Origin of the sequence: Streptomyces sp. NPDC058092 (genome assembly GCF_042884935.1) — a bacterium.
Lineage (GTDB): Bacteria > Actinomycetota > Actinomycetes > Streptomycetales > Streptomycetaceae > Streptomyces.
This window is the reverse complement of the sequence record NZ_JBHVSY010000036.1, coordinates 20,023-41,232: the sequence shown is the minus strand read 5'-3', so window position 1 is coordinate 41,232 and position 21,210 is coordinate 20,023. Positions and strand designations below refer to the sequence as shown.

The 21,210-nt window shown below is 69.0% G+C and carries 21 protein-coding genes; 10 read left to right on the top strand and 11 right to left on the bottom strand.

Translation table 11 applies throughout. The features are described from left to right. Positions 1-22: 22 nt before the first annotated feature. On the top strand, positions 23-868 hold the full coding sequence (locus ACFVV1_RS37175; protein WP_389998976.1) for a patatin-like phospholipase family protein: 846 nt from the start codon (positions 23-25) through the stop codon (positions 866-868). A 22-nt stretch (positions 869-890) separates the two neighbouring features. Next, the gene (locus ACFVV1_RS37170) at positions 891-1,736 is read left to right on the top strand and encodes a spermidine synthase (protein ID WP_389998973.1); all 846 of its coding nucleotides are present in this window, start codon (positions 891-893) and stop codon (positions 1,734-1,736) included. On the opposite strand, the gene ACFVV1_RS37165 is transcribed toward ACFVV1_RS37170, so the two are convergent. Further along, positions 1,698-2,996 carry an MFS transporter gene (locus ACFVV1_RS37165; protein ID WP_389998971.1) on the bottom strand — a complete coding sequence of 433 codons (1,299 nt, stop codon included), beginning with the start codon at positions 2,994-2,996 and terminating at the stop codon, positions 1,698-1,700. The genes ACFVV1_RS37170 and ACFVV1_RS37165 overlap by 39 nt on opposite strands. Before the next feature lie 63 nt (positions 2,997-3,059). Continuing rightward, a complete protein-coding gene (locus ACFVV1_RS37160) occupies positions 3,060-4,127 on the bottom strand; it encodes a hypothetical protein (RefSeq protein WP_389998968.1) in 1,068 nt (355 codons plus the stop codon). Positions 4,128-4,265: 138 nt separating this feature from the next. On the opposite strand from ACFVV1_RS37160, the gene ACFVV1_RS37155 reads away from it, so the two are divergent. Then, positions 4,266-4,718 (top strand): DUF4442 domain-containing protein, encoded by a 453-nt coding sequence (locus ACFVV1_RS37155; RefSeq protein ID WP_389998966.1) that lies wholly within the window; start codon positions 4,266-4,268, stop codon positions 4,716-4,718. 161 nt (positions 4,719-4,879) lie between these two features. Continuing rightward, entirely contained in the window at positions 4,880-5,539 is a 660-nt protein-coding gene (locus tag ACFVV1_RS37150) for a DedA family protein (RefSeq protein ID WP_389998964.1), read from the top strand. 171 nt (positions 5,540-5,710) lie between these two features. Here the strand turns inward: ACFVV1_RS37150 and ACFVV1_RS37145 are convergent, their stop codons facing one another. After that, positions 5,711-6,241 carry a gamma carbonic anhydrase family protein gene (locus ACFVV1_RS37145; protein WP_389998961.1) on the bottom strand — a complete coding sequence of 177 codons (531 nt, stop codon included), beginning with the start codon at positions 6,239-6,241 and terminating at the stop codon, positions 5,711-5,713. A 182-nt stretch (positions 6,242-6,423) separates the two neighbouring features. Between ACFVV1_RS37145 and ACFVV1_RS37140 the strand changes: the two genes are divergently transcribed. Continuing rightward, positions 6,424-7,179 carry an acyltransferase gene (locus ACFVV1_RS37140; protein ID WP_389998959.1) on the top strand — a complete coding sequence of 252 codons (756 nt, stop codon included), beginning with the start codon at positions 6,424-6,426 and terminating at the stop codon, positions 7,177-7,179. Between the two features lie 22 nt (positions 7,180-7,201). Here the strand turns inward: ACFVV1_RS37140 and ACFVV1_RS37135 are convergent, their stop codons facing one another. Continuing rightward, positions 7,202-8,068: an EamA family transporter gene (locus ACFVV1_RS37135; RefSeq protein WP_389998957.1), complete on the bottom strand. Its 867-nt coding sequence runs from the start codon at positions 8,066-8,068 to the stop codon at positions 7,202-7,204. A gap of 93 nt (positions 8,069-8,161) precedes the next feature. Between ACFVV1_RS37135 and ACFVV1_RS37130 the strand changes: the two genes are divergently transcribed. Beyond that, positions 8,162-8,734 (top strand): helix-turn-helix domain-containing protein, encoded by a 573-nt coding sequence (locus ACFVV1_RS37130; protein ID WP_389998954.1) that lies wholly within the window; start codon positions 8,162-8,164, stop codon positions 8,732-8,734. 44 nt (positions 8,735-8,778) lie between these two features. Next, positions 8,779-9,339, top strand: a complete 561-nt coding sequence (locus ACFVV1_RS37125) for a YbaK/EbsC family protein (protein ID WP_389998951.1) — start codon at positions 8,779-8,781, stop codon at positions 9,337-9,339. A 35-nt stretch (positions 9,340-9,374) separates the two neighbouring features. Here ACFVV1_RS37125 and ACFVV1_RS37120 read toward each other — a convergent pair whose 3' ends face one another. Beyond that, the gene (locus tag ACFVV1_RS37120; protein ID WP_389998948.1) at positions 9,375-10,199 is read right to left on the bottom strand and encodes an aminoglycoside N(3)-acetyltransferase; all 825 of its coding nucleotides are present in this window, start codon (positions 10,197-10,199) and stop codon (positions 9,375-9,377) included. A gap of 73 nt (positions 10,200-10,272) precedes the next feature. Further along, complete coding sequence (locus ACFVV1_RS37115) at positions 10,273-10,683, bottom strand: CoA-binding protein (RefSeq protein WP_389998945.1); 411 nt, start codon at positions 10,681-10,683, stop codon at positions 10,273-10,275. 58 nt (positions 10,684-10,741) lie between these two features. Here ACFVV1_RS37115 and ACFVV1_RS37110 point away from each other — a divergent pair, with 58 nt between their 5' ends. After that, the gene (locus ACFVV1_RS37110; protein WP_389998942.1) at positions 10,742-11,368 is read left to right on the top strand and encodes a YigZ family protein; all 627 of its coding nucleotides are present in this window, start codon (positions 10,742-10,744) and stop codon (positions 11,366-11,368) included. Here the strand turns inward: ACFVV1_RS37110 and ACFVV1_RS37105 are convergent. Then, positions 11,253-11,867 carry a hypothetical protein gene (locus ACFVV1_RS37105; RefSeq protein ID WP_389998940.1) on the bottom strand — a complete coding sequence of 205 codons (615 nt, stop codon included), beginning with the start codon at positions 11,865-11,867 and terminating at the stop codon, positions 11,253-11,255. The genes ACFVV1_RS37110 and ACFVV1_RS37105 overlap by 116 nt on opposite strands. A gap of 470 nt (positions 11,868-12,337) precedes the next feature. On the opposite strand from ACFVV1_RS37105, the gene ACFVV1_RS37100 reads away from it, so the two are divergent. Continuing rightward, positions 12,338-14,485 (top strand): right-handed parallel beta-helix repeat-containing protein, encoded by a 2,148-nt coding sequence (locus ACFVV1_RS37100; RefSeq protein ID WP_389998937.1) that lies wholly within the window; start codon positions 12,338-12,340, stop codon positions 14,483-14,485. A 306-nt stretch (positions 14,486-14,791) separates the two neighbouring features. Here ACFVV1_RS37100 and ACFVV1_RS37095 read toward each other — a convergent pair whose 3' ends face one another. The 4 genes from ACFVV1_RS37095 to ACFVV1_RS37080 all read right to left on the bottom strand — a co-directional run bounded on the left by ACFVV1_RS37095 (position 14,792) and on the right by ACFVV1_RS37080 (position 19,582). Then, the gene (locus ACFVV1_RS37095; protein WP_389998934.1) at positions 14,792-15,022 is read right to left on the bottom strand and encodes a hypothetical protein; all 231 of its coding nucleotides are present in this window, start codon (positions 15,020-15,022) and stop codon (positions 14,792-14,794) included. A gap of 270 nt (positions 15,023-15,292) precedes the next feature. Next, complete coding sequence (locus ACFVV1_RS37090) at positions 15,293-16,552, bottom strand: arginine deiminase (protein ID WP_389998931.1); 1,260 nt, start codon at positions 16,550-16,552, stop codon at positions 15,293-15,295. Between the two features lie 59 nt (positions 16,553-16,611). Continuing rightward, entirely contained in the window at positions 16,612-18,048 is a 1,437-nt protein-coding gene (locus ACFVV1_RS37085; RefSeq protein WP_389998928.1) for a basic amino acid/polyamine antiporter, read from the bottom strand. Positions 18,049-18,178: 130 nt separating this feature from the next. After that, positions 18,179-19,582, bottom strand: a complete 1,404-nt coding sequence (locus tag ACFVV1_RS37080; RefSeq protein ID WP_389998926.1) for a Na+/H+ antiporter NhaC family protein — start codon at positions 19,580-19,582, stop codon at positions 18,179-18,181. 379 nt (positions 19,583-19,961) lie between these two features. On the opposite strand from ACFVV1_RS37080, the gene ACFVV1_RS37075 reads away from it, so the two are divergent. Then, a complete protein-coding gene (locus ACFVV1_RS37075; protein WP_389998923.1) occupies positions 19,962-20,399 on the top strand; it encodes a hypothetical protein in 438 nt (145 codons plus the stop codon). The last annotated feature ends 811 nt before the right edge of the window (positions 20,400-21,210 follow it).

The window sequence follows — 21,210 nt, the reverse complement described above, 5'->3', positions numbered from 1 at the left end:
TGCCTTGCGCAAGACTGACGGCATGACGGAAACAGCACTGGTGCTCGGTGCCGGCGGCGTCACCGGCAGCGTCTGGGAAACGGGAATTCTCTACGGACTCGCGCAGGCGGGCGTGGACCTCACCGGCGCCGACCTGATCATCGGCAGCTCGGCGGGCGCAGTGGTCGGCGCGCAGCTGGCCTCAGGGCTGCTCGGCCTTCCGGAACTGTACGAACTCCAGCTCGCCGATCCGCAGGACACGACCGGCGGCAAGCTCGGCGCGCTCACACTCCTGCGCTACGCGGGGGCCGTACTGACCGCCCGTACCCCCGAGGCATACGGCCGGAAGCTGGCCGGGATCGCGCAGGGCGCCCGCCTCGGCGTCACCGCGGAAGAGCGGCGCGCGGCGATCGCCGAACGCCTCCCGACGACCGACTGGCCCGAGCGGCCCCTGCGCGTCACCGCGGTCGACGCGACCACCGGTGAACTCCACACGTTCGACAAGGACAGCGAGGTGCCCCTCGTCGACGCCGTCACCGCGAGCTGCGCCGTCCCGGCCGTCTGGCCGGTCGCCACCGTCGGGGGACGGCCCTGGATCGACGGCGGGGTGCACTCCCCGGCCAACGCCCATCTTGCCGCGGGCTACGGACGCGTCGTCGTCATCGCACCGACGGCCAGTGGCAACAAGGCCATCGCCTCGCCGCGCTCACAGGCGGCCGAACTCGCCGCGAAGGGCGCCCGTGTCGAGGTCATCACCCCCGACGCGGCGGCGAAGAAGGCGTTCGGCCACAACCCCCTCGACCCGGGCCACCGGGCCGCGGCGGCCCGCGCCGGGCTCGCCCAGGCGGCGGCGCACACCGAAGCCGTCGCCGCGGTCGTGAACAGCTGATCCGGCACCCCACAATGGGGGAGTGAACGAGTCGATACCTGTCATCCGGGACGTGGACCAGGGCACCGCCAGACTCCTGCCCGACGTGGACCGGGACCGGGCCTGGCTGCTCACCGTCGACGGCGCGCCCCAGTCGTACGTCGACCTCGACGCGCCGGACCACCTCGAATTCGAGTACGCGCGACGGCTCGCCCACGTCGTGGACTGCGCGGCGGCACCGGGCGCACCGCTGGACGTACTCCACCTCGGCGGCGGTGCGCTCACCCTGCCCCGCTACATCGCCGCGGCCAGGCCCGGCTCCCGCCAGGATGTCGCCGAGGCCGACCTCGGGCTCCTCGCCCTGGTCGCCGAGCACCTGCCGGTCCCCGAAGGGAGCGGGATCACCGTGCACGGCACGGACGCCCGCAGCCGGCTGGAACAGACCCGGCCCGGCTCCGTGGACCTCCTGATCGCGGACGTCTTCGGTGGCTCACGGGTGCCCGCCCACCTCACCACCGTCGAGTACGCGCAGGCCGCCCGACGGGCGCTGCGCGACGGCGGGATCTACGCCGCCAACCTCGCCGACGGCGCCCCCTTCGGGTTCCTCCGCTCCCAACTGGCCACCTTCGCGGCCGTCTTCGAGGAGCTCGCGCTGATCGCCGAACCCGCGGTGCTGCGCGGCCGGCGCTTCGGCAACGTCATCGTCGTCGCGTCCCTGCTCCCCGTCGACACCGCGACACTGACCCGTCGCTGCGCCGCCGACGCCTTCCCCGCCAGGGTCGAGTACGGCCCCGCGCTGGACCGGTTCGCCGGAGCCGCCCGGCCGGTCGGGGACAGCGAGGCGGTCGCCTCACCCGAGCCGCCCGACGGAGCCTTCGGCATCGGCTGAGGCCGACGCCTGCGCCTTGGCCGTCACCACCTCGGTGGTGACGGTGGCGCGGGTCAGATTGCGTACCTCGGGTACGAACAGCACGGCGCCGGTGACCAGCACGATCAGCGTCGCGCAGCCCCACAGGGCCGGACCGCGCCCGACCAGGGCCTCCACCGGACCGGCGAGCGCGGTGGCGACCGGCATCATCGCCACCGAGCCGAACCAGTCGTACGCCGAGACCCGCGACAGCTTCTCCTCCGGGATCTCCTGGTGCATGGCCGTCATCCACGAGACCCCGAACACCTCGATGGCGACGCCGCTGACGAACATCACCCCGCAGAGCCCCGCCACCGGCAACGGCACCGCGAGCCCCGCCGGCGGCAGCGCCAGCGGGAAGACACAGAGGGTCCCGGCCAGCAGCATCCGCCGGGGCCTCCAACGCGTCATCAGGAACGCCCCGCCCAGCGTGCCGGCCCCGAACGCGGCGAGCGCGAAGCCCCAGGGGCGGGCGCCGCCGAGCTCGTCCCGGGCGACCAGCGGCCCGTACACCGACTCGGCGGCCCCCACCGCGGCGACCACCACCGAGAACTGCGCCACGATGCTCCACAGCCAGGGGCGGCCGACGAACTCCTGCCACCCGTCCCGCAGATCGGCGAGCAGACCGCCGCCCGGCGCGCGCGACGGAATGTGGCTGACGTCCAGGAAGGCGCGCAGCGCACCCGCCAAGGCGAAGGATGCGGCATCGATGGCCAGCACCCAGCCCGGGTCCATCGCGGCGATCATGGCGCCGCCGAGCGCCGCACCGCCGATCGTCGCGCCCTGCATGGCCATCCGGAAGAGGGCGAAGGCGCGGCTCGCCTGCTCACGGCTGACGCTCGACATCAGCATGCCCTCGGCCGCCGGGTTGAAGAACGCCTGCCCGGTGCCGCACAACGCGGTGAGCAGCATCATCTGCCACAGTTTCGGATCACCGGCCAGGACCAGCCAGGCGAAGGCGGCCTGCGAGACGCAGTTGAGGGCATTCGCCGCGACCATCACCCGGTGGCGCGGCAGCCGGTCGGCGACCGCCCCGCCGATCAGCAGGAAGAGCACCAGCGGTGCGGCCCTGGCGGCGGCCACCAGCCCGACGTCGCCGCCGTCACCGCCCGCCTCCAGAACCGCGAACGCCGCCGCGATCAGCGCGCCATGGGTACCCAGACCCGTGATGATCGCGGCGGCGGTCAGCAGACGATAGTTGCGGCCGGGGCGGCGCACAGGGGAAGCGGGAGCGGCAGTCACCAAGGGACTATCGCTGCCGCGGCCCCGCCCTGCCAACTGCTTTCCCGGATGCGGGGAAGTGGGTCAAGGGGACGGGGCGATGTCCACCAGCCGCACGGTGCTCAGAATCTTCTGGATCGTCGTGTCGGGGAGTTCGTCCTTGACGTTGTCCGCTCCGTACAGGACCCAGGACGCGAACTCGCCCTTCTTGTTCTTGAAGGTGAAGGCGATCGACTTGCCGTCGCTGTCGCACTCCTTCCGCTTCGTGACGTCGGGAGCGGTGGCCGTGACGACCTGGCCGGTGAGCCCCGACTTGGTGGTGTACTGCTTGGCCGGGGTGAACTTGATCGTGCTCTGCGGCATGTGCTGCGCATAGGCGGCCCATGCCCAGGTGCCGGCCTCGCTGTGCGCGTTCTTGGCGGCGTCGGTGGCGCCCTGGGCGCCCCTGGTACCGGCACTGGCGAGGCTGATGTCCTCCGTGGTGCCGTCCTTGTCGGAATCGTCCACGCACCACTTGCTCTGGTAGTACGACGGTGCGGAGAAACCGATGAGGGGCGAGCCGTCACCCTTCTTGTCGTCCTCGAAGAACGAGGACGTGCCGGGAGCGCCGACCTCCCAGTCGCCGGGTACGTCGAACTGCGTGCCCCACTTGGGGTTGGTGACGACCTTCCAGCCCGCGATCAGGGGCTTGGCGTCCCCGTCGGTGCCGCGCGGGTTCGCCTCGGGCGAGGACGCGGATTCGGACGGATCGGCGGGCGCCGAGGAGTTCTTGTCGTCGGCGACGTCCTTGCCCTTGGTGTCGTCCTTGTTCATCACGACGACACCGGTGACCACGGCAGCCACGACGACAGCGGTGGCCGCGACGATCGCGACGGCGGTGGTCTTCTTCTTGCCGCCGTCGGGCCGCGGACCACCGGGCGGGCCGGGCACCGCGTACTGAGGCACGGTCGGCTGCTGGTAAGGGTTCGGCTGCGGGTAGCCGGGCTGCTGACCCTGCTGCGGGTGCCCCGGCTGCTGCCCGGGCTGTCCTTGCTGCTGATATCCCGGCTGCTGATAGGGATTCGGCTGCCGGTACCCCGGCTGCTGATACGGGTTCTGACTCTGGTCCTGCGGGTTTTGCTCGCCCCCGGGCGGCTGCTGTCCTGGCCACATGGCGAGTAACGATAGAGGGGCGGTGCCCGGTCGGCTACGCCCGCCCCCGTGAGCGGACGGTGAAGGAAGCGACAGCGGTACGGGACGCAGGGGATCCAGGGATGGCCAAACAGCTCTACTCGTAAGTAACATCCAGTCATGAGTGCTGAACAGACGACTGTCGGCGAGATGCTCGCCGCGACGGTCCCGATGGCCCGAACCCTCAATCTCGAGTTCCTGGAGACGACCGCCGAGCGCGCGGTGGTCCGTCTGCCGGACCAGGCCGACTACCACAACCACGTCGGCGGACCCCATGCCGGCGCGATGTTCACGCTCGCGGAGTCCGCGAGCGGTGCGATCGTCATCGCCGCCTTCGGCGACCAGCTGTCCCGCGCTGTTCCGCTGGCGGTGAAGGCGGAGATCGGTTACAAGAAGCTGGCCAAGGGCGTCGTCACGGCCACGGCCACCCTCGGCCGCCCGGTGGCCGAGATCGTCGCCGAACTGGACGAGGGCAAGCGCCCCGAATTCCCGGTGGCCATCGAGATCCGGCGCGCGGACGGCGCGGTGACCGGTGAGATGACGGTCGTCTGGACGCTGCGTCCGAACGCCTGATCAGGAACGGCTCGAAGGGCCGCCACGGACCCCTTGGACTCCAGGGGCCGTGGCGGTCCTTCGCGCTGTTCGGGCGGATGGCCGGACAGGTAGCATTCCCGCGGTGCGCCGAGGAGTTGGCCGGCGGGCAACCGGACATTCAGTTACGGGAGGAATCGGCGTTGCACATCCAGGAGTGGCTGGAGACCGTCCCGGCGGTCAGCGTGTATGTCCTGGTGGGCGTCGTCATCGGGCTGGAGAGCCTCGGTATTCCGCTGCCGGGCGAGATCGTCCTGGTCAGCGCGGCACTTCTGGCCGCCGGACACGACGGAATCAACCCGTGGATCCTCGGTGCCTGCGCATCGGCGGGCGCGGTCATCGGGGACTCGGTCGGCTACGCCATCGGCCGCAAGGGCGGACGGCCGCTGCTCGCCCGGCTCGGCGGGAAGTTCCCCAAGCACTTCGGGGAGAGCCAGATCGGCATGGCGGAACGGTCGTTCCAGAAGTGGGGCATGTGGGCGGTGTTCTTCGGCCGCTTCGTCGCCCTGCTGCGGATCTTCGCGGGTCCGCTGGCCGGCGTGCTGCACATGCCGTACTGGAAGTTCCTGATCGCGAACGTGCTCGGCGGCATCGTCTGGGCCGGTGGCACCACGGCCGTCGTCTACTCGGTGGGTGTCGTCGCCGAGGCCTGGCTCAAGCGGTTCTCGTACCTCGGCCTGGTCGCCGCGGTGCTGATCGGTGTGACCTCGATGCTGGTGCTGAAGAACCGGGCCGAGAAGGCGGCGGCGCAGGCGTCGGCCGTATCGGCGCCCGACGCGAAGACCGTGCCGGCAGTGGACTGACCGGACCGGGGCCGTACGGGACCGGTCCGGGGTGAACCGTCCCGGCCGGGGCTGTACGGGCCGGGCCGGGGGCGGAACGGTCCCACGGGAATCGTCGTCCGACGCTTCCTTCGCTTCCCTCCGCCGACCCGCCCGTGCCCCTCGGTTGCGCTCCGTGTCGTTGCGTCTTGCTCAACTCTCGTGTGCCTGGCGGTGTGCCTTGGCCAGTTCCACGTAGCCCACCGCGTTGAACTTGATGCCCTCGAGCTCTTCCTCGGTCAGCTGCCGCTTGACCTTGGCGGGTACGCCGGCCACGAGCGACCCCGGCGGTACCTGCATCCCCTGCGGAACCAGTGCCTGTGCCGCGACCAGCGAACCGGCGCCGATGCGGGCGCCGTTGAGGACCGTGGCCCCCATGCCGACAAGGACGTCGTCCTCGATGGTGCAGCCGTGGAGTACGGCGTTGTGCCCGACCGAGACACGCTCGCCGACCGTCACCGGGAACCCGGGGTCGACATGCACGCTGCAGTTGTCCTGGATGTTGCTGTCGGCGCCGATGACGATGGGACCGCAGTCGGCACGCAGCACGGCGTGGTACCAGGCGCTGGAGCCCGCCGCCATCGTGATCTCGCCGATCACGACCGACGTCGGTGCGGTGAAGGCCTCCGCATCGATGTCCGGCTCCTTGCCGCCCATTGCCGTGATCAACGCCTGCTCTGCCATCGCCCGTTCCTCCGTGCTCAGGTGGGGTGCGGTCGCGGTCGTCCGACCGCCACGGCTCGGCCGTCGCTGTCCGATCGCGTCGGAGAAACGGTATGCGACGGGCTGAGGGCCGGCGTCGAGTGGGGTGAACATCACAGGTTGCCGCGGTGATCACGCCGGTCGCCGCCGACTACCGTGTGCGAGTGTCCAAGAACAGGAACGCGTTCTCTTCCCTCGCCGCCTGGCGGCGGCGCGCCCTGTCCCGGGCCGTCCATCGCGGCTGGCACTGGGTGCAGGAGTCGGGCGCGGTCACCGCGGAACACCCCGGCGGGCTGCGGTTCGGCCGGATCGGCGAAGGCACCCGGCTGGCCTTCCCGCAGGGCACGGTCTTCGGGGAGCCGTGGATCGAGCTCGGCGCGCACTGTGTGATCGGTGAGCAGGTCACGCTGACGGCCGGGCTCATGCCCGACCTGGACCTCGGCGCCGAACCGATCCTGACCCTGGGGGACGGAGTGGTGCTCGGCCGCGGCAGTCATGTCGTCGCCGACACCAGGGTGACCATCGGCCCGGACACGTACTGCGGACCGTATGTGTACGTCACGTCCACGAACCACAGTTACGACGACCCGCACGAGCCGGTCGGCAAGCAGTGGCCCCGCATGGAGCCGGTCGTCATCGGGCCGGGCTGCTGGATCGGCACCGGAGCGGTGATCCTGCCGGGGGCCGTGCTGGGGCGCAATGTGGTGGTCGCGGCGGGAGCGGTCGTACGGGGCGAGGTGCCCGACCACGCGGTGGTGGCCGGTGCTCCCGCCCGTGTCGTGCGCAGCTGGGACCCGGAGAAGGGCTGGCAGCCTCCGCTGCGTACCCCTGCCCCGGTACCGATTCCGTCGGGCGTCACGCCCGAGCAGCTGCTGTCCCTGGCGGAACCGGGCGAGGCTTCGGGCCCGTCCGGCGGCTGAGGGCGGTGGTGGCCTGGAGCCTTCAGCCGGTCGCCAGCAGTACCGTGCCCATCAGCGCGAGACCGGCCCCGGCCACCTGTACCCCGCGCAGCCGTTCCTTGAGCACGCCGCGCGCGGCCAGGGCCGTGACCACCGGGTAGAGCGAGGCGAGCACGGCGGCCACAGTGACCGGGCCGTGCTGTGCGGCGATCGAGTAGGTGCCGTTGGCCGCTACATCCGCGAGTCCGACGAACGCCAGGGCGGGCAGCGCGGCCGGCACCACGGCGACGCCGCCCTCCTCCGGCAGTGCGCGTTCCCCGCGCCGCACCGATACGTACAGGGCCGTACCGCCCACCGCGATGTTGGTCAGGCGCTGGACGAAGAGCGCCAGGAACAGCCCGGTGACCGTGGTGGACGCCTCCGCGATCAAGGACATCACCGAACCGAAGCCGAACGCGGCCACCAGGGTCAGCAGCACCGCCCGGCGCTGCACCGGCGCCCCGCGCCACTGCGGACCACCGGCCAGCACGATGCCCGCCACGGCCACGCCGACCCCCGCGAACTGCAGCAGCCCCGGCCGCTCCCCGACGACGATCCCGACGCTCACCGGAACGGCGACACCCAGTGATCCGAGCGGCGAGACCACGCCCATCGGGCCGAGCGCCAGGGCCTTGTAGAAGCTCAGCATCGCGACCGGTCCGACGGCGCCCGCCGCGACGGCGAACCAGAGACGCGGACCCGCCTCGCTCCAGCCGCCGGTCGCGAGCACGATGCCGCCCAGCACCACGGCAGCGGCGGCCTGCGAGACGACGACCACGGTGAGTGCGGGCATACGCCGGGTGAGCAGTCCGCCACCGAAGTCGGCCAACCCCCAGAGCAGGCTGGTGGCCAGGGCGAACAGTGCTGTCATGGCATGCCTCGCAGTACAGTGCGATGAACGGTGCGGTCCACCACACCGTAGTGCAGTATTTTTGACCCTGTCATCCAAAATATTGGACGGAATGTGTCTGACCTGGATCAGCTCACTCAGTCGCTGGCACGTAATCTCAAACGCTGGCGGGGGGAACGCGGCTTCACCCTGGACGCACTCGCCGCCCGTGCCGGGGTCAGCCGCGGCATGATCATTCAGATCGAGCAGGCCCGCACCAATCCGAGCGTCGGCACCACGGTCAAGCTCGCCGACGCGCTGGGCGTCAGCATCACGACTTTGCTCGACTACGAACAGGGCTCACCGGTCCGGCTGGTGCCCGAGAGCCAGGCGGTACGCATGTGGTCCACGGAGGCGGGCAGTGCCACCACCCTGCTCGTCGGTACGGAGGCCAGGGGCCCCCTCGAACTCTGGTCGTGGCGCCTGATGCCCGGCGACAGCAGCACTTCCGATCCGCACCCCGAGGGCACCGTCGAACTGCTCCACGTCACGGCGGGCGAGCTCACCCTGGTCGTCGACGGCTCCTCGTACCGCGTACCCGCCGGTGGATCCGCCACCTTCGAGGCGCATCACCCGCACGCCTATCGCAACGACGGCTCCGAGCCCACCGAGGTGACCATGGCGGTCTCGATCCCGCCCGTACGGTGAGACGGCCAACCGGCCGCCTCGGGGACGCTGTTAGCGTGGCGGGCATGCGCGCACCCATCGGATCCTTCGAGAACGCCTGCCCGGCGGCCGACCGCCTCGACCTGCTCACCGAGCCCGTCGCCGCAGCCGTGACCGAGGGCTGGGGCGGCGTCCCCGCCGAGCACGTCATCCACGTCGACACCGATCCGGCCATCGCCGACACCGCGGTCTTCGTCGAGCACCACGGCGCGGAACTGCTCGACCGGTCGGCCAACTGCGTCGTGGTGGCGGGCAAGCGCGGCGGCGAAGTGACGCTGGCGGCCTGCCTCGTCCTCTCCCACTCCCGCGTCGACGTGAACGGCGCGGTCCGCAAGTACCTCGGTGCCCGCAAGGCGTCCTTCGCCCCGATGGACACGGCGATCGGCGAGACCGGCATGGAGTACGGCGGCATCACACCGATCGGACTTCCGGCCGGATGGCCGCTGTTGATCGATCCCGCCGTCGTCGACGAGGAGTGGGTGCTGATCGGCAGCGGCAGCCGCCGGGGCAAGCTGATCGTCCCGGGCAAGGCACTGGCCGCCCTGCCGGGCGCGGTGATCGTCGACGGCCTGGGTGTCAGGGTCTGAGGCCGCCGCTCAGCCGTGCGCCCGGCAGAGGGCCCTCACCGGCACCCGCCCCGGTGTGACGGCAGCCAGCGGGACGCGAAGTCGACGGCATCGGTGAGGCGGAAGAGCCGGCTCGTCGACGCGCCCACCGGACCGGTGCGGACGGCCGCACCGTTGTCCGAGCGGGCGAAGCCCGCTCCCAGGGCCGCGAAGTCGCCGTCGTCCAGTGCGACGTCGTCGTACTCCCACCACTGGCGTCGGCCCTCGGCCGTCACCACGCAGCGGTAGCTGCGGCGGGGCGGGGCGGGCACCCGGTACTCACCGAGATGGAACGCGGTGCAGGTGTCGAACCCGGTGCCCAGCAGGAGCACTTGGGCCCGCAGGTCGTAGAGGCGGGCCAACGGGGAGTCCTCCCCGAGATGGCAGTCGGAGCGGTGGTGCGCCACCAGATTCCGGGCCAGCGGGCCGAGCGCGGCGAAGGACGTCTGAGGGTGTCCGCTGCGTACCGCCCCCTCGGTCAGCCGCACCGCTTCCGCGAGGCGGCCCATTGACGGCGCGGCCGAGGTCGCCGCGTCGAACGGCGGCATGCTCGCCCGTACCGCCTCCCGGGCTTGGTCGGTGAGACCGCGCACCCGGTCGAGATAGTGCGGAGAGGTGTCGGAGTTCTCCGGGGTGAAAGCCGGGACGACGAGTGTGCCCTGCCTGCCGAGGGCGTCGCGCAACGCACCGACCACCGCACCGACCCCGCCGCCGACCGCGCCCACCGCCCGCATCGACGCATGGACCAGAAGGACGCCGTTCCGCTCCACTCCGAGCTCGGACAGCTGCCGGGCCAGCCCGGTTCGGCCGTGACGGACGATCGGCGCAGTCGTAGTACCCACAGCGGGCCATTCTCCCAGCCGGACCGCGAGTGTGACACCACGCACAGTCGGACGAGAGACGGGAGTGCTGAGGCTATCGGCTCAGCGCCGGAATCTCGATGGCCGGGCAGCGGTCCATGACCATGTCGAGCCCCGCCGCGCGCGTGCGGTCGTACGCCTCGGTGTCGACCACCCCGAGCTGGAACCAGACCGCCTTCGCGCCCGCGGCCACCGCCTCGTCGGCCACGCCGCCCGCCAGTTCGCTGTTGACGAAGACGTCCACCACATCGACCGGGAACGGTATGTCGGCCAGCGAGGCATAGCCGTCCTCGCCATGGACCCGCTCCGCCTTCGGATGCACCGGGACCACCCGCTTGCCGAAGCGCTGAAGCACCTCGGCGACGCCGTAGGCCGCGCGCGACCGGTTGTCGGACAGGCCCACCACGGCCCAGGTCTCGCCCGTGTCCCGGAGAATCCTGCGGATCGTCTCTGCGTCTGCGTACATGATCCGGACAACGGACGGCGGCGCCGGACTGTTCCCGGCCGGGGCATAGGCTGGCCAGATGCAGGAGCAGTACCGGACAGTCGCCCGAGCGGGCGTGCACGAGACCGAGATCAACCGGTCACGCTTCATCTGCGCGCTCGCCCCCGCCGCCACCGAGCAGGAGGCGCAGGACTTCGTCGCACGCATCCGCAGGGAACAACCGACCGCCACCCACAACTGCTTCGCCTATGTGATCGGCGCCGACGCCTCCGTGCAGAAGGCGAGCGACGACGGAGAGCCCGGCGGCACCGCCGGTGTCCCCATGCTGCAGATGCTGACGCGCCGTGAGATGCGGTACGTCGTGGCCGTCGTCACCCGCTACTACGGCGGTGTGAAGCTCGGCGCGGGCGGACTGATCCGGGCGTACGGGGGAGTGGTCGGCGAGGCCCTCGACGCGATCGGCACACTCACCCGGCAGCGGTTCCGCCTCGCCACGATCACGGTCGGCCATCAGCGCGCCGGCAAGCTGGAGAACGACCTCCGGGCCACCGGACGGACCGTGCGCGAGGTCCGCTACGCGGAGGCCGTCGTCATCGAGATCGGGCTGCCGGACGCCGATGTCGAGGGATTCCGTGGCTGGCTGGCCGACGCGACGGCGGGCGAGGCCCTGCTGGAGCTGGGCGGCGAGGCGTACGGGGACGCCTGACCGGGGTCCGGGGTCTGCGTTCGACGCCGATGAGCCCCGGGAGCAGGGGCTCTCCGCAGGTCCGCTCACCGCCGGCTTCCTCGTCGACGACTCCCACACCGCTGATCCGGCCGTCGAGGTCACGGCCCACGTCGGCGAAGTACGCGGGCGTCGCGCGGTGCTGGGCCACGACGAGGAAGCGACGAGCGGCGCGCAACCGACGGTCGCAGGTGAAGCGGCGCCCCAGCAGCGTCGCCCCGACACAGTCCTTCGCATCGAAGAGCCAGCACTCCGCCGGGTCGGAACCCGGCTGGTGGAACCACACTGCGCCGTTCCCGGCGTCCAGCCCGGGATACTCCTCCAGGCGTACAAGACAGCGACGTCGTTCGGGGCCAGGACGTGCATGCGCCGGCGGATCGCTCCCACGGTGGATGCGGCGGGTCGTACCGGGGGCCGGAGGCTGAGAGCCCTGTTTCAGGCTACGAAGACGGTAACGGGGTCGAGGAAACGATTCCTGCATCCGCGCGCCCCTCTCCGGCGGAAATCCGAAGAACCCTGAACCCCGCCCGGACCTCGAAAACACAATCTCTGCGGTGCCTACGCCCCGAACATCGGCTCCAATGGTCGAACTGGCGCCGATGCCATCAGGCCATAGCCCGCCACTGGCATACCAACACCGTACGTACCCCGGTCGGGCGAGTCACGAATCGCCTCAGCCCTGACGAACCATCAACCGGATGGACTCCATACAGGCCTTCTGACCAGCGCAAATGGACGAACGCTGCTGGAGTGTCAGGGGGTTCTTGCCGCGCCGCCGCGTCGCCTGCGGGTGGGCAGATGGCGCCCAGCGCGCATCCGCACACGCCTACGCCCAAGGAGTGACCCGGGCGTGCGTGCTCGTGCGAGTCGGCGTGCACATCCACGGAGATCATGTTACTCCCCGCTACGATCCAGTACTCATTGTAACCACGGCTCGGGAGGTCCCTTTCGATGAACAAACGATGGCTCGCCTACCTCCTCGCGGGGGTGCTCGGCGGAGTGGCCCCAGTGCTGGGGACCGCACCTCCGGCCGCCGCCGCGGCCGTCATCAACGTCGAGACCACTGGGGCCGACACACCGGGGTGCGGCTCGGCCGTCGCGCCGTGCGCATCGATCCCGTTCGCCTACAACGAGGCCGCCCCTGGGGACACCATCAGGGTGCAGGCAGGCACCTATGTCATGACCACTCCTTTGGTCATCCAGAAGGCCGACCTGCATTTCGAAGGCGCCCAGGCCGGAGTGGACGCCCGCACCCGCACCCCCGGCGGCCCGGGCGAGACGGTCATCACGACCACGCTCAACACCCCGATCCAAGAGGACATGTGGATCGCGCAGGCCAATGGGGTGTCGATCGACGGTTTCACCTTCACCGGCAACGCCGACGGCGCGGGGGTGAGCACCAGCGAGAACTTCAGCGGCTACCAGGTCGAGAACAACATCTTCTCGAACAACCTCAAGGGATTCGCCCCGTCCTCCAACGGCGCGATCCCCTCGGTCTTCCAGCAGAACCTCTTCATCGACAACAACAACGCCACACTCCACCCCGGAGCACAGGGCAACGGGGTCTTCACCTTCCGACCGCTGGCGAACGCGACGTTCTCGCAGAACAAATTCCAGGACAACGGCAACTCGCCGATCAACATCGCCGGAGGTGAAGTCCCCGGGGCAACAAGGAACATCACCATCGACGACAACAACATGGACGGCGAGTTCCCGGTCGTCTTCGTCGTTGTCTCGGACGCCGTCGTCACGCGGAACAGCATGGTCGGCGGCTTTAGCGGTGTTCAGGTGTCGGGCGCCTGCCACAACATCGCGATCACGCACAACACGATCGTCGACAAGACCCACGGCGGCATCCTGCTCTTCACCGGGTTCGCCGCGGTGACGAACACCAATATCACCGTCGAGGACAACACCATCGAGCGGACCGGAACGGTCATCGGACGCTTCGGCGTGGAAATCTCCAACACCAGTGGCGTCACTTTGCGCAACAACCGCATCGTCGACTCCGGTCACGATGCCATCGGCTTCACTCTGCGCGGCCAGACGACACCCAGTTCCGGTGCCACGATCACGCAGAACACCATCACCGGGTCGGGTGGCTCCGGCATCTTCGTCGCGCAGGGCGCCTACGACGGGCCGATGACGGTCCAGTACAACCGGATCGTCGACAGCGGCTCCGGGCAGGGCGTGGTCAACAACGATCCTGCCGCGGACATCGACGCGCGGTTCAACTGGTGGGGCTGCAACGACATGCCAAACGGCCCGGGCTGCGATCACCTGGCCGGGACGGCGGTCGAGGAGATCGACTTTCAGCCCTGGCTGGTCCTGACGATCCACTCCGTGCCCGCCGACATCGCAGCCGGACAGCAAGCACAGATCACCGCCAGCCTGCAGAACGATTCCAACGGCGGCACGCCGGCCGGCCCGTTCTTCCAGCCGGTGCTGACCATGTTCACCGCCAATCCAGGCACCGTGACGCCCAATCAGGTGATCACCGACGCGTTGCTGCACGCCGTCACCACCTGGCCCGCCGGCCAACCCCGGCCCGAGTTGATCTGCGCCACGATCGACAACGAGACAGTCTGTCTGAACTTCGAGGTCACGGGCTCGATCGCCCTGAAGAAGCGCGTCGTCACACCCGGTCCGTACGTCGTCGGGAAGAAGGTGCAGTACTCCTACACCGTCACCAACACCGGCAGCACCGACCTGCACAGCGTGCTGGTCAGCGACAACCGCGTCGCCGACGTCACCTGCGACGCGACCACGCTGGCACCCGGAGCCAGCACCAACTGCCACGGCACCTTCACGATCACCCAGGCCGACGCCAACGCGTGCAAGAAGACCAAGGCAGGCGGCGATGGCAAGGGCTGCTCCGTCACCAACGTGGCGGTCGCGACGGGAACCGACCCGCAAGGCAACCAGATTGCCAGCGAGCCCGCCAAGGTCACCATCCACATCAGCAAGCCTCCGCACAAGAAGCCTCCGCACAAGAAGCCTCCGCACAAGAAGCCCGCGCACCACAAGCCCGCGCACAAGAAGGCACCCCACAAAAGGTCCTACAACAAGGAGGGATCCGGCGGCCAGGAACAGATCTGACGGCAAGCAGGAAACCCGACGGCCCGGAATTCCTGACGGCCGGTGGAATCCTGCCACGTAGGCCGCTCACCTTGCGTCCCGCTCCGAACGTCCGGACCCTGTTGGTGAATTCGGGCCGTGCGTGACGACGGCCTGTACGACCCCGTCGGGGTTGTGCAGGCCGTCGTCGTGTTCGGGGGTGGGTTCGCCGGCTGGTTGCCCGGTCGAGGTGGGTCGGGCGGTGTTCCGGCCGCTGGCAGAGGGTCCACCAGCTGGTGGGACCCATGCACCGGGGGCGAGCGCGGCCATGGCGGCCACCGCCGAGACCTATGAGCGTTGCAGCCTCCGCAAGGTCGGCAGCCATGCTGCGAGTGGTACAGGAGCGCCCTCGACGGCGATGAACGAGAGGTCGATGTAGAGCACGCTCAGATCCAGGTGCTGCTGCTCGAACCCGCCGTCGATGCTGATGCGCGCCGGCTGCGCCCGGGACAGCACCGCGATCACGGAGGCGAGGGCCGCTACGAGGAACCCTCCGCACCCTTTCGCCTCCTGGCTCACGCCCGTGTCTCGATTCGTACCCGTCGCTCGGCTCATGTCCGCGATGAACGCAGCGTCGCCTGCCCTCGGTTCCCTCGGGCGCAACCAGACCACCGAGGCACCCCACTCCGTCCGGGGCGCCGGTTGGTCAACCCGTCGGGACCGGCTGCTGCACTGCCTCGCGAACTGCTGTGGGAACGCAGCTCTTCGACACGTACGGAGCGCCCCCATGTGACGACCGCAGATAGCGCGACTCCGTCCCGTGGTGGGACAGCCGGCTGTCAGGACGGGTCAGTAGGTGACGGGTTCGCGGATGAGGGGGCAGGTCATGCAGTGGCCGCCGCCGCGGCCGCGGCCGAGCTCGGCGCCCACGATCGTGATGACTTCGACGCCCGCCTTGTGCAGCAGGTTGTTGGTCTGGGTGTTGCGGTCGTAGGTGAAGACGACACCCGGTTCGAGGGCGACGGCGTTGTTGCCGCTGTCCCACTGCTGACGTTCGGAGGCGTACACGTCGCCACCCGTTTCGATCACCTGCAGTTTCGGCAGGCCCAGTGCGCCGGCGACGACGTCGGTGAAGGGGCGGGAGCCCTCGTTGGTGATGTCGACGGGGAAGGTGCCGCTCCCGGGGCGCAGGGAGAAGGTGTGGACGGCGTCCATGATGCGCGGGTAGAGGGTGACGATGTCGCGATCGGCGAAGGTGAAGACGGTGTCCAGGTGCATGGCCGCCCGCAGCTTGGGCATGCCGGCGACGACGACGTGTTCTGCCGCGCCCTGTTCGAACAGTGCCGCCGCGACCTGGGTGATGGCCTGGCGGGAGGTGCGTTCGCTCATGCCCATGAGCACCACGCCGTTGCCGACGGGCATGATGTCGCCGCCCTCGAAGGTGGCCTGGCCCCAGTCCTGTTCGGGGTCGCCCCACCACACGGTGGCGTCCTTGAAGTCGGGGTGGAAGCGGTAGACGGCCTTCATCAGCAGGGTCTCGTCGTGGCGGGCGGGCCAGTACAGGGGGTTGAGGGTGACGCCGCCGTAGAGCCAACAGGTGGTGTCGCGTGTGTAGAGGGTGTTGGGCAGCGGCGGCATCAGGTACTCGCGTACGCCGGTCGACTCACGGGCCAGGGCGACGTATCCGGGCCGGAACTCGTCCGGGAGGTCCGCCGTGGCGAGGCCGCCGATGAGGAACTCCGCGAGCGGGCGGGGTTCCAGAGCCTCCAGGAAGGCGCGGGTGGAGTCGACGAGACCCATGCCCACCTCGTTGGCGATGATCTTGCGGTCCAGGAGCCAGTCCCTGGCCCCGGGGATCGCCAGCGTTGCGGCGAGGAGGTCGTGCAGTTCGACGACCTCGACACCCCGCGACGTGAGCTTGTTGACGAAGTCGGCGTGGTCTCGCTGAGCGTTGTCCACCCACATCACGTCGTCGAACAGGAGGTCGGCGGCGTTGGTCGGGGTGAGCCTGCGGTGCGCGAGCCCCGGTCCGCACACAAGCACCTTGTGCAGTCTGCCGACCTCCGAGTGGACGCCCAGCGAGGTGGGGGTCGTGGTGTCACTGGTCAAGTGTTTCCCTTTCCGGTGGGCGACGGGCAGCCGCGGATGAGTGGGGCGGTTGACTCGGCTCAGATGCTGATCCAGCCGGCCGCCAGGGCGATCAGGCCCATCACGGCGCCGGCGACCGATACGGCGCAGATCGCCAGTTCGCCGGGTGCGAACAGGCGTCTGCCCTGTTCGCGGCGGGCCATGACGAACAGGATCGTGGCCGGGGCGTAGACGATGAAGGACAGCAGGACGAACTTGAGCCCGGCCGCATAGAGCAGGAATGCCGTGTAGAGGGTGGCGAGGACCGCGACGGCGAGGCCCGTGGCGGAGCCGCTTCCCTCGGTGCGGCTGTCGGGCTTGAGCGTGATCTTCACGGCGAACGCGGCGGCGAGCAGATACGGGATCAGACTCAGGGCGCTGGTCAGGTCGAGTGCGAAGTTGAACGCGTCGTCGGAGAACAGCGTGATGATCAGGACCACTTGGGCCAGGAGGGTGGTCATGACCAGGGCCGGGACGGGTACGTCGTCCGCGGTGGCGCGGCGTAGGAAGCGGGGCATGTCGTCGTCCTTGGCGGCGACGTAGAGCACCTCGGCGGCCATCAGGGTCCAGGCGAGGTAGGCGCCGAGGACGGAGACGATCAGTCCGACGCTGACGAACACTTCGCCCCATGTTCCGACGGCGTGCTCGAGGACGCCGGCCATGGAGGGCTGGCGAAGCTCGGCGATCTCGCTCATGGGCAGGATTCCGTAAGAGACGATGGTGACCGAGGCGAAGACGGCGAAGACGCTGAGGAAGCCGAGGACGGTGGCGCGGCCGACGTCCTGGCGGCGTTTGGCGTGCCGGGAGTAGACGCTGGCGCCCTCGACGCCGAGGAAGACGAAGACGGTGGCGAGCATGGTGCCGCGGACCTGGTTGAACAGGGAGCCGGCGTAGTCGGCGCCGCCCCAGTTCTGGGCGAACACGTCGGTGTCCAGGTAGAAGAGCGCGAGAATGATGAACACCAGGATCGGCACGATCTTGGCGACGGTGACGATGCGGTTGATCGCCGCGGCCTCTTTGACTCCCTGTTTGATCAGCAGCAAGAAGGCCCACAGCCCGATCGAGGACAGTACCGCCGCGAGGATCGTGTCGCCGTCGCCGAGGGCGGGCCAGATGGCGCCGATCGTCGACATGATCAGGACCCAGTAGGTCACGTTGCCGACGCAGGCGCTGGCCCAGTAGCCGAACGCCGAGAAGAAGCCGAGGTATTCACCGAATCCGGCTTTGGCGTAGGCGTACACACCTACGTCCAGGTCCGGTCGGCGCATGGCGAGCGACTGGAACACGAGTGCGAGCATCAGCATGCCGGTGCCGGCGATGGCCCAGGCGATGAGCGCCCCGGCGACGCCGGTCTCCTCGGCGAACCGGCGGGGCAGTGAGAAGACCCCGGCCCCGACCATGGAGCCGACCACCATCGCGGACAGGGTGACCAGTGACAGTTTGACTGCGGGAGTCTTCGCATCAGCGTAGGTAGCCATGCCTCACGGCCTTTCCTTGTACGGCGGTACGGCGGTGGTTGCGGCGGTCAGCTGGAGGGGGCGGGCTGGTCCGCGCCGGTGCCGGGCTCCACTTTTTCGATCTTGAAGCCGGTGATGCCGTACAGGACGCTCAGGGCGGGACTGGCGTAGTTGAAGATCCCGTACGGCAGGTACAACAGGGTCGGTACGCCGTGCACGGCGCCCATGTACGCACCGCAGAAGTCCATGGCACGAGTGGCGAGGTGACGGTGCCGCTGTCGGCCGCGAGCCGCGACAGGTTGGTGGGGGCGAGACCCCGCTTGGCGAACTCCAGCCGGAAGACCCTCGATGGCAGGACGAGGGCGATGTACTGGTCACCGGCGACGATGTTCAGGCCGAAGGCGCAGGCGAAGACAGTCACATACAGGCGTCCGGTGCTCTTGGCCGAACGGATCACGGGATCGATCAGTCGTCCGATCAGGCCGAACTCCTCCAGCAGCGCGCCGAAGGTCACGGCGCCGACGATCAGCCACAGGGTGAGCAGCATCCTGTCTATACCGCCGCGGGAGAGCAGCTCGTCGATCTCGCCGATGCCGGAGTGGATGGAGAAGCCGTTGGCCATGGCGCTCCAGACGCCCTTGACCGACTCGATGACTATGTTGCCCGAGCCGGACACGAAGTCCCGCATCACGGACGGCTGCAGAAACGCGCCGAGGCATCCGGCGAACAGCGTCGAGTAGACCAGCGCCAGGGAGGCGGGCACCTTGCGGATCGACAGGAAGCCCAGCAGCACCAGCGGCAGGAGGCTGAGCGGGGTGATGTGGTAAATGCCGTTGAGGCTGTTCAGCTCGATCTGCTCGCCGACCGGGTTCGTCACGTCGGGGCCCTTGACCAGACCGATGACGAGGAACGCAACGAAGGCGATGACGAACGCCGGGACCGAGGTCCACGCCTGCCTCTTGAGGTGCTCGTAGACGTCCACCTTCACCATCTGCGCCGTCAGCACCGTCGTCTCCGACAGCGGTGAGAGTTTGTCCCCGAGATAGGCGCCGGAGATGACCGCGCCCGCGGTGATCGCGGCCGACACACCGAGCATGTCGGCGACCCCGACCAGGCCGACCCAGATCGTGCCGGCCGTCGTCCACGAACTGCCGATGCTCAGCGAGATGAGGCCGCAGATCAGGGCCGTCGCCGCGTAGTACCAGCTCGGCGAAAGGAGCTGGATGCCGTAGTAGAGCAGGGTCGGGATGGTGCCGGACAGGTTCCATACCCCGATGAGCGCCCCGACGGCCAGCAGGATGAACACCGCGCTGGTGATGGACGACATCGCCCCCTGGCCGACCTTCTGAACCGCCTGCCACCGGTGCCCCATGCGCATCGCGACCAGCGCGACGGACATGGCGCACAGCACCAGCGCGACCTGCAGCGGCCCATCCAGAGCATCCAGGCCGAACAGCCCCAGCGCACCGCCGACCAGCACCACGAGCACGCCCATCGGCACCAGCGCGTCCGTCAGCGACGGCTCGCGCACCGCAGTGTCCGCTGCACGCTTCATGTCTTCCGGCATCCGGCCCCTCGCTCACAGCTCAGGGGGCTGAGATGCTGCACCTCTTCACGGGGAGGAAATGTACCTTTTGCGGATTGTTTGGTCTTGTTCTCGGGGCTTGTGTCCCTGGAGCAAGACGCGGTCAGTGGCCCCGGGCGCGCTTGGCGGCATCACGCGGCCTGCCCACGTACACCGGGACATGCTGCGACAGCCGCACCGGCTCACGCCCCGCGTGCACACCGACGGCGAGTGCCCGGGCCGGGGCGGCTTCCCTGGAAGGCCGGCCACGAAGTGCCGTCGGGGTACCGCCATGACACGCTTGGACGTGGGGAAACTTCGCTGGGCCGGTTCGGTCGGCCGGATGATTCAGCCACCCAAGGAGGCCGAGATGACGAGTGACATCAACAGACCCGAAACCGGCACCAGCGACACGAATTCGCTGATTGCGTTCCGGTCCGGTTTGACCGTTCTCGCAGCAGCTCTGATGATCATCGGCGGAGCGATGGCGATCTTCGAGGGGATCGCCGCTATCGCGAAGGGTGGCCTGTTCCTCGCGACGCGTCACTATGTATTCGAGTTCAACCTGACGGGCTGGGGCTGGATCCATCTGATCCTGGGCATCCTTCTCGTCCTCGCCGGCTGCGCAGTCCTCAGCGGTGCCGTGTGGGCGCGCTTCTTCGGTGTCGCCATCGCCGGGCTGGGCGCGATCGCCAACTTTCTGTGGGTGCCCTACTACCCCTTGTGGGCAACCGTGCTCATCGCCATCAATCTCTTGATTGCCTGGGCGCTCTGCGCGGGCATGCACTACGAAGCGGAACGTGGCTAATACTGGCCGTACACGGCTCATCTTCGCGGACAGCGCCTGGTCCAACTCCGGCTCGTTACCCTTGGCCGGCTGCTCCTCGGTGACCTCCACGTCCGCCATTGCCCGGTCGTTTCCGGCCGGGCCCTGCGAGAAGTGTGTCACTGCCGTCGGCTGCTTTTCCGGCGTCGGGTCCTTCGCGGACGGGGCATCCCCCGGCGGATGACAGCTTGGGGGAGACGTTGAAGCCGGTCACCGTGGCGACCAGGTCCTCGGACCTGCACCTGGATCCGCACCTTGGGGCGAAGCCTTTGATCGCGGTCACTTCGCGGGATATCGAGACAATGTGGCGGTGAAATAAAAGCGAACCCCTGAGTCGCCCGTTGCGTTGGCGTCGCTCCCAAATTTCAAGACCAGAAGGATTGATGAAAAGTCCCTTCCAGGCGGGAAGGCTGTGCGTGCCATCGCAGATGCCATTCGTTCCGACTGGGCGATTTGGAGCCGGCTTATGGCTGGTTGCGACCTTTTATTGGTGAAGTCCTGGCCGTTCGATAAGCAGACTTCGATGATGGAATGCTCCGCCTTCGTCGTCAATTCGTGAGAGTTGAGCGAGCCGATGGGTGCAAGGCAGAATGTCCCTTTCCTCCCGACCGTCTGGGCCGCCGTCGAACGCCATGTGGAAGAGCATCGTGTCGGTCGTGACGGCTATCTCATGCATGCTCATCATGGAGGCGAGGTCCTGGACCGAACTGTCGCACCGACTTCAAGAGGGCTGTCAAGAAGGTGCTAGGGGGATGAGCCCTGGACAGCACACACGCTGCGGTACTTCTTTGCC

Excerpts from the sequence above, each read along its gene's own strand:
- ACFVV1_RS37175 (WP_389998976.1), top strand. The coding sequence starts at position 23 with ATGACGGAAACAGCACTGGTGCTCGGTGCCGGCGGCGTCACCGGCAGC.
- ACFVV1_RS37160 (WP_389998968.1), bottom strand. The coding sequence starts at position 4,127 with ATGTGGCCAGGACAGCAGCCGCCCGGGGGCGAGCAAAACCCGCAGGAC.
- ACFVV1_RS37155 (WP_389998966.1), top strand. The coding sequence starts at position 4,266 with ATGAGTGCTGAACAGACGACTGTCGGCGAGATGCTCGCCGCGACGGTC.
- ACFVV1_RS37145 (WP_389998961.1), bottom strand. The coding sequence starts at position 6,241 with ATGGCAGAGCAGGCGTTGATCACGGCAATGGGCGGCAAGGAGCCGGAC.
- ACFVV1_RS37135 (WP_389998957.1), bottom strand. The coding sequence starts at position 8,068 with ATGACAGCACTGTTCGCCCTGGCCACCAGCCTGCTCTGGGGGTTGGCC.
- ACFVV1_RS37125 (WP_389998951.1), top strand. The coding sequence starts at position 8,779 with ATGCGCGCACCCATCGGATCCTTCGAGAACGCCTGCCCGGCGGCCGAC.
- ACFVV1_RS37115 (WP_389998945.1), bottom strand. The coding sequence starts at position 10,683 with ATGTACGCAGACGCAGAGACGATCCGCAGGATTCTCCGGGACACGGGC.
- ACFVV1_RS37110 (WP_389998942.1), top strand. The coding sequence starts at position 10,742 with ATGCAGGAGCAGTACCGGACAGTCGCCCGAGCGGGCGTGCACGAGACC.
- ACFVV1_RS37105 (WP_389998940.1), bottom strand. The coding sequence starts at position 11,867 with ATGCAGGAATCGTTTCCTCGACCCCGTTACCGTCTTCGTAGCCTGAAA.
- ACFVV1_RS37100 (WP_389998937.1), top strand. The coding sequence starts at position 12,338 with ATGAACAAACGATGGCTCGCCTACCTCCTCGCGGGGGTGCTCGGCGGA.
- ACFVV1_RS37085 (WP_389998928.1), bottom strand. The coding sequence starts at position 18,048 with ATGGCTACCTACGCTGATGCGAAGACTCCCGCAGTCAAACTGTCACTG.
- ACFVV1_RS37080 (WP_389998926.1), bottom strand. The coding sequence starts at position 19,582 with ATGAAGCGTGCAGCGGACACTGCGGTGCGCGAGCCGTCGCTGACGGAC.
- ACFVV1_RS37075 (WP_389998923.1), top strand. The coding sequence starts at position 19,962 with ATGACGAGTGACATCAACAGACCCGAAACCGGCACCAGCGACACGAAT.